1 protein-coding gene is annotated in these 1287 nt (G+C 24.6%); it reads left to right on the plus strand.

All coding sequences use genetic code 4. The features are described from left to right. Window positions 1-224 precede the first annotated feature (224 nt). The gene (locus tag BCF89_RS08825; RefSeq protein WP_111518956.1) at window positions 225-1040 is read left to right on the plus strand and encodes an alpha/beta hydrolase; all 816 of its coding nucleotides are present in this window, start codon (window positions 225-227) and stop codon (window positions 1038-1040) included. The last annotated feature ends 247 nt before the right edge of the window (window positions 1041-1287 follow it).

The following is a 1287-nucleotide window of genomic DNA, read 5'->3' on the forward strand; positions in this document are numbered from 1 at the left end:
GCTGACCAGTACTAATAAATTGATTGGTTTAATAGTAATTCTATAGAAGTAATCTAAAAATAAATTCGATATTCAGTTTTCAGAGAACAAAAAAAGTAATCCTTAAAATAAGGGTTATTTTTTTTATTCTAATTTAGTCATATATAAGAAAAATAAGATTGCTAATCTAATTCTTTTGATACAATAACAAAGAATAAAATTAATAACATAAGAGAGTGTTTAGTATGAAACGTCAATTAATTACATTGAATAATGAAACAATTAGTTATCTTGCTGATGATCAAATAAAAGATTTAGTTGTTTTATTTATCCATGGTTTTGGCGATAGTTCAAAAAGAGTATTATCTCTTTTTAATATAAATAATCGTAACTATTCATTAGTTGCAATTGATTTGCCTGGGTGTGGATTATCAAGTAATAACAATGACATCTCAATTGAGTATTATTGTGAAATTGTAAGTCAGTTTATCAGTCAAATTCTTCCAAATAAAAAAATATATCTGCTAAGTCATTCTTTAGGGATACTTCCAGCATTATATAATTCAAAAATACATTCTAATATTAAACATATTTTTGGAATAACTCCTCTACTGCCATTAGATCTTGATGATAGTGAAATAAAAGAAATAAAAGGATATTTACTTCCAAATGATAGCAATGAGTTTTATATTTCACAACTTCAATTATTTTCTGATTCCGAAAATGATTGAATTTTAAAGGATGAAACTAAACAAATAATTCTCAAAACAAGTTTAGAATTCCTACAAAAAAGAAAAAAAATGTTTTCCTATATTGTCAATCAAATCTTTAATTCAAATATTGTTAAAGAAATGTTTGATTCATTTTATGCTACTAATGATAATTTAAGTATAGTTATTAGTGCAAACGATAAATTCATCAATTACAAAAAGGCATTGAATGTGATTAAACATTATCATATTGAATACACTGAACTTAATTCATACGGCCATGCAATGTTTTATAATGGGACTAAAGATATAAATAAGATTATTGAAGAATATATAAAGGAAGTTAAATAATAAAATCTAGTTAAATATTGCAATTTGTTGCTTGATTACCAAGGAAATAAGTCTCTTATTTCCTTTTTTATGTATTTTAAACCTTAAAATCAATCTTTTTATGATTTAAAGAATTGAAATTGCAAAAAAAAAAAAAAAGTACTAAGATAAAAATATTGCAGAGTCCCCCAAAAACCGGAATGTTTAACTGCTGTGGTTGTCCCTAAATTTAATTGGGGACAACCCAGCGGTTTTATAACTAATTCGT

Source organism: Metamycoplasma auris, assembly GCF_003253435.1.
Lineage (GTDB): Bacteria > Bacillota_I > Bacilli_A > Mycoplasmatales > Metamycoplasmataceae > Metamycoplasma > Metamycoplasma auris.